We start from the raw sequence: 5,043 nt of genomic DNA on the forward strand, positions 1-5,043 counted from the left end.
CGCGCCAAATACCTGCTGGTGCAGACCGACAAGGGTATGGCCATCTGGCACCTGGGCATGTCCGGCAGCCTGCGCATGGTCGACGGCAATCTGCCGCCGCAAAAACATGACCACATCGACTGGTTGCTCGACAGCGGCCAGCGCCTGCGCTTCCACGACCCGCGCCGCTTCGGCGCACTGTTGTGGACCACCGGTGATATCGCCGGCCACGAACTCATCGCCCATCTCGGCCCCGAGCCGCTCAGCGAGGATTTTTGCGGGGACTACATGTTCAATGCGTCCCGCGGCCGCAAAGCCGCGGTGAAAAGCTTCATCATGGACGGCCGCATCGTCGTCGGCGTCGGCAACATCTACGCCTCTGAGGCCCTGTTCATGGCCGGTATTCGCCCGCAGACTCCCGCCGGCAAAATCACCCGCGCCCGTTACGAGCGTCTGGTCGAGGCGATAAAAGCCGTCCTCGCTGCGGCCATCGAACAGGGCGGCACCACCCTCAAGGATTTCGTCGGCGGCGACGGCAAGCCCGGTTACTTTGCCCAGCAGCTGAATGCCTACGGTCGCGCCGGCCTGCCCTGCCCGCGCTGTCCCGGCACCATCCGCGAACAGATCATCGGCCAGCGCAACACCTTCTTCTGCCCGCGCTGCCAGCGCTGATTACAGCCCTACTGCGCTGCCCTCGCGGCGGGTATCGGCGCCGCCATAAAGTTTGCCGTCCATCAGCGCAATGGCATGGATGCCGCTGTTGAGTTCCTTGCGCACCACGGTGTGGCCCATGTTTTCCAGCTTTTTCAATTCAGTATCGGAAAGCGCTTCCGGCTCCACTTCCACCTGATATCCGATCGCGGTGATATTGGGTGCGTGGATGGCCTCGGCGATGGGCATGCCCTTGGCCAGGTGGTACAGGATTGTGCGCGCGGTGTAGTCGATGATGCGCGAACCGCCGGGTGAGCCCACCAGCAAACGCAGGCTGCCATCCTTGTTGAATACCACCGTCGGCGACATGGACGAGCGCGGGCGCTTGCCCGGTTGGATGCGATTCGCCACCTTCTGTTTATCCGCATTGGTGGGCACGAAGGAAAAATCCGTGAGCTGGTTGTTGAGCACGAAGCCCTTCACCATCAGACGCGAGCCGAAGCCGGTCTCGATACTGGTGGTCATGCTCACGCCGTTGCCGTACTGGTCGATGATCGACAAGTGACTGGTGTTCGGCAGTTCCGGGGACAGTGCAACCTGGCGCTTGTCGGCAAAACCCGCCGGGTCTCCAGCGCTGGCCGGTTGGGCTTTGCTTGGGTTGATCAGTTTTGCGCGCGCGGCGAGATAGTCCGCGGCCACCATGGCCTGTGTCGGCACCGCGACAAAATCGGGGTCGGCGGAGTAGGTGTTGCGATCGGCGAAGGCGAGTTCCGAGGCCTCCACAAACAGGTGGGTGAGTTCCGCGCTGCCCACGCTCGATTTTTCCAGCGGGAAATGCTGCAGCATGCCGAGCAGCGCGCCCACGGTGGTACCGCCGGAAGACGGTGCCGCGGCCCCGCAGACTTCATAGGTAAGGAAGCCGCTGCATACCGGCTCGCGCATTTTGGCGCGGTAGCTCGCCATATCCTTGCGGGTCATCTTGCCGGGGTTTTGTGGGTCGTTCTGCACTGCCTCGACGATGGCCTCGGCGATTTCCCCTTCATAAAAAGGCCGTACACCTTCTTTCGCCAGTTGCCGCAGGGTATGGGCGTATTCGGGATTTTTCAGCAGGTAACCGATAGGCAGGGGCTTACCGTCTTTGCCGAAAAAATAATTGCTGATTGCCGGGCGCACCGCTACTCGCGGCATCTGCACCAGCAGCTGGTGCAGGCGTGGAGAAACCTCAAAGCCCTGATCCGCGAGCTCGATGGCCGGTTGGAACAGGTCTTTCCACGGCAGTTTGCCGTCGCGCTGGTGTGCGAGCGCGAGCATACGCATCGCGCCAGGAACCCCCACGGAGAAGCCGCCGATTACTGCGTCGAGAAAACCCCGCGGCTGGCCGTCGCGGATGAAATAGTTTTCATCCACCGCCATGGGCGCGGTTTCACGGCCGTCGTAGGAGTAAAGTTTTTTCTGGTCCGCGCGGTAGCTCAGCATAAAGGCACCGCCGCCGATGCCGGAGGACTGCGGTTCAACCAGCCCCAGCATCAGCTGCGCAGCAATCGCCGCGTCTACCGCGCTGCCGCCTTTGGCCAGCATCTGTTCCGCGGCGGCGGAGGCGTGGGGGTTGGCAGTGACCGCCATGTATTTGCTGGCGACGGCAGACTTGATCTCACTGCGCCCGGTGGCGATTTCCGGCTGTACTTCTTGCGGCGTGGCGGGCGGAAGCGATGCGAGCGCCGCGGTGGAAAAAAGGAAAGTGGAAAGAGGGAAAAGCAGAAATCTGTTCACTGGGCGATCCGATGTTGCCTTCGCGGGATCGCCCGAGTGTATCAGATCTGAATCAAACGGGGTTCAGGTCCGATTCGCAGGAGGGTATTCAGGGGGTCTGACGGTTGAATTTTTCCTTCAGCGCCTTCTGCACCGAAGGCGGCACGAACTTGGTGACATCGCCACCGAGGGAAGCGATTTCGCGCACCAGCGAGGAGGAAATGTAGGAGAGGTGTTCCGCTGGGGTCAGGAACAGGCTTTCCATCTGCGGTGCCAGCTGACGGTTCATGTTGGCGAGCTGGAATTCGTATTCGAAGTCAGATACCGCGCGCAGACCGCGCACCACGCCGTGAGCATCCAGCTGGCGCACCAGATCCGCGAGCAGGATGTCAAAGCCGATCACCTCGATGTTGTCGAGATGCGACAGCTCCTGCTGTGCCAATTCCACCCGCTCTTCGAGGGTGAACAGCGGATTCTTGCGGGTGCTCGCGGCAACGGCGACCACCACGTGATCGAACAGGCGCGCGGCTCGTTCCACCAGATCCATATGACCGTTGGTAATGGGATCGAATGTACCCGGGTAAACCACTTTTTTCATATGCCAAATCGCCTTGCGGGCCAGAGGGGACGCGCATCTTAAACAATTTAGCGCTTTCCCTCAAAAAATCCCTGAACGGGTGGAGATCAGATGGGTGTTGCGCAGAGTTCAGACGGTAAACAGGCGCATGCATACCTGCCCGGCCTGTTTTTCCTTCTCCAGCTGCCAGCCCGGTGGCGTGGAGATCAGTGCATCCCGCGGTGATTCCACGTAAACAATTGTGCCGGACCCGATGCGCCCGCTGTCGACCAGAGCCTGCAGGGTGCTCTGCCACAGGTCGCCGGCAAACGGCGGGTCGATAAACACCAGGTTCCAGGCATCCCCGGGCTGGGCCAGGAATACCTCTGCCGGGCAGTTGTGTACTTTTCCGCCGTCCGCCTTTAGCAAGTCCAGCTGCTGGCGCAACATCTGCGCGGCGCCGCGGTCGAGCTCGACGAAGTCCACCGCCGCCGCGCCCCGGCTCAGGGCCTCCAGCCCCAGCGCGCCGGAGCCCGCAAACAGGTCCAGGCAGCGCGCGCCGGGTAGATAAAACTGCAGCCAGTTGAACAGGGTTTCCCGCAGCCGATCACCGGTGGGGCGCAGCCCCTCGATCGGCGCAAATGCCACTTTGCGGCCACGCCAGAGCCCGCCGATGATGCGCAGCTGCGAAACGGGGGCGTTACCCGGCTTGTTCATTTTCGGGGGCGGTCTTCTGGACATCGGGCTTCCGGGGGACAAATCTTTACTGCGGGCGAAATGGCCGGGACGTGACTGTCTGCTAAACAGTCAGTGGTCAGCGGTGCTAAGATTAGCGCCTTTCCGCGGCCGGCCGCCAGTCGGCACCCGTCAGTCACTGATTTCCTGTCAAAGAATCCACACGCGATGATTTTTGATTTCCTACGCAAAAAGAAACCCGAGGGCGAATCCGGGGATAGCGAACCCACCCAGGTGGAAGCCCAGAATCCGCTGGTGGAAGAGCCGGTATTTGAGATTCCGGACAACCTGAAGGCGGATACCGCTGCTGAGCCGGAAGCGCCGCGGCCAACTGAAGCGCTGCAGCCAACTGAGGAGCATCTCTCGGTGGAAGAAGCGCCGGAGGCGGCGTTTGATCCGGCGGCGGAGCTGGCCGAAGTACAGGTGCCGGCAGCGGCGCCTGAACCCGAGGCCCAGCCTGAGGCGGCTCCGGCAGAAATTGCCCTACCCCAGGAAAAGCCGAAGAAAGAGGGTTTCTTTGCCCGTATCCGTCGCGGTCTCGCACGCACCAGCAGCCAGTTTGCCGAGGGCATGGGCAACCTGTTCCTGGGTGCCAAAGAGATTGACGAAGACCTGATGGAGGAGCTGGAAACCCAGCTGCTGATGGCAGACGTGGGAGTCGAGGCCACCGCTGAGATCATCGACCGATTGACCGACCGCGTATCCCGCCGCGAGCTCTCCAATGGCGAGGCGCTTTACCTGGCATTGCAGGATGAGCTGGCGAGCCTGCTGGACAAGGTGGAGGCGCCGCTCGCCATCGATCAGGCCAAGCAGCCGTTTGTGATCCTTGTGGTGGGCGTCAACGGCGTCGGCAAGACCACCACCATCGGCAAGCTGGCGCACCGCTACCTGAATGAGGGCAAGTCGGTGATGCTGGCGGCGGGCGATACCTTCCGCGCGGCGGCGGTTGAACAATTGCAGGTATGGGGCCAGCGCCACAATGTGCCGGTGGTGGCACAGCACACCGGTGCCGACAGTGCTTCGGTGATCTTCGATGCCATCCAGTCCGCCAAGTCCCGCGGCGTGGATGTGGTGATCGCCGATACCGCTGGCCGTCTGCACAACAAAGCCCACCTGATGGAGGAGCTTTCCAAGGTACGCCGGGTGATGGGCAAGCTGGATGAGTCCGCCCCCCACGAGGTGCTGCTGGTACTGGATGCGGGCACCGGCCAGAACGCGATCTCCCAGGCCGAAACCTTCAGGAATGCCACCGGTGTCACCGGTCTGGTGCTGACCAAGCTGGACGGCACCGCCAAGGGCGGGGTGATTTTCGCGCTGGCACAGAAGCTGGGGATTCCGGTACGCTTTATCGGAGTCGGCGAGCAGTCGGAAGA

At 62.1% G+C, this 5,043-nt stretch carries 5 protein-coding genes; 2 read left to right on the forward strand and 3 right to left on the reverse strand.

Translation table 11 applies throughout. The features are described from left to right. The coding region (mutM, locus tag VIL80_RS11990; protein WP_332036344.1) for a bifunctional DNA-formamidopyrimidine glycosylase/DNA-(apurinic or apyrimidinic site) lyase at nucleotides 1-651 on the forward strand (651 nt) is incomplete at its 5' end. Here the strand turns inward: mutM and ggt are convergent. From ggt to rsmD, 3 genes are all read right to left on the reverse strand, one after another. Next, nucleotides 652-2,400 carry a gamma-glutamyltransferase gene (gene ggt / locus VIL80_RS11995; protein ID WP_332036345.1) on the reverse strand — a complete coding sequence of 583 codons (1,749 nt, stop codon included), beginning with the start codon at nucleotides 2,398-2,400 and terminating at the stop codon, nucleotides 652-654. 88 nt (nucleotides 2,401-2,488) lie between these two features. Next, complete coding sequence (gene coaD / locus VIL80_RS12000) at nucleotides 2,489-2,977, reverse strand: pantetheine-phosphate adenylyltransferase (RefSeq protein WP_332036346.1); 489 nt, start codon at nucleotides 2,975-2,977, stop codon at nucleotides 2,489-2,491. 108 nt (nucleotides 2,978-3,085) lie between these two features. Beyond that, nucleotides 3,086-3,676: a 16S rRNA (guanine(966)-N(2))-methyltransferase RsmD gene (rsmD, locus tag VIL80_RS12005; RefSeq protein ID WP_349257177.1), complete on the reverse strand. Its 591-nt coding sequence runs from the start codon at nucleotides 3,674-3,676 to the stop codon at nucleotides 3,086-3,088. A 162-nt stretch (nucleotides 3,677-3,838) separates the two neighbouring features. On the opposite strand from rsmD, the gene ftsY reads away from it, so the two are divergent. Then, nucleotides 3,839-5,043: signal recognition particle-docking protein FtsY (gene ftsY / locus VIL80_RS12010; protein ID WP_332036347.1), on the forward strand; the 1,205-nt coding region annotated here is incomplete at its 3' end.

It is taken from the genome of Microbulbifer sp. (genome assembly GCF_036563125.1).
Lineage (GTDB): Bacteria > Pseudomonadota > Gammaproteobacteria > Pseudomonadales > Cellvibrionaceae > Microbulbifer.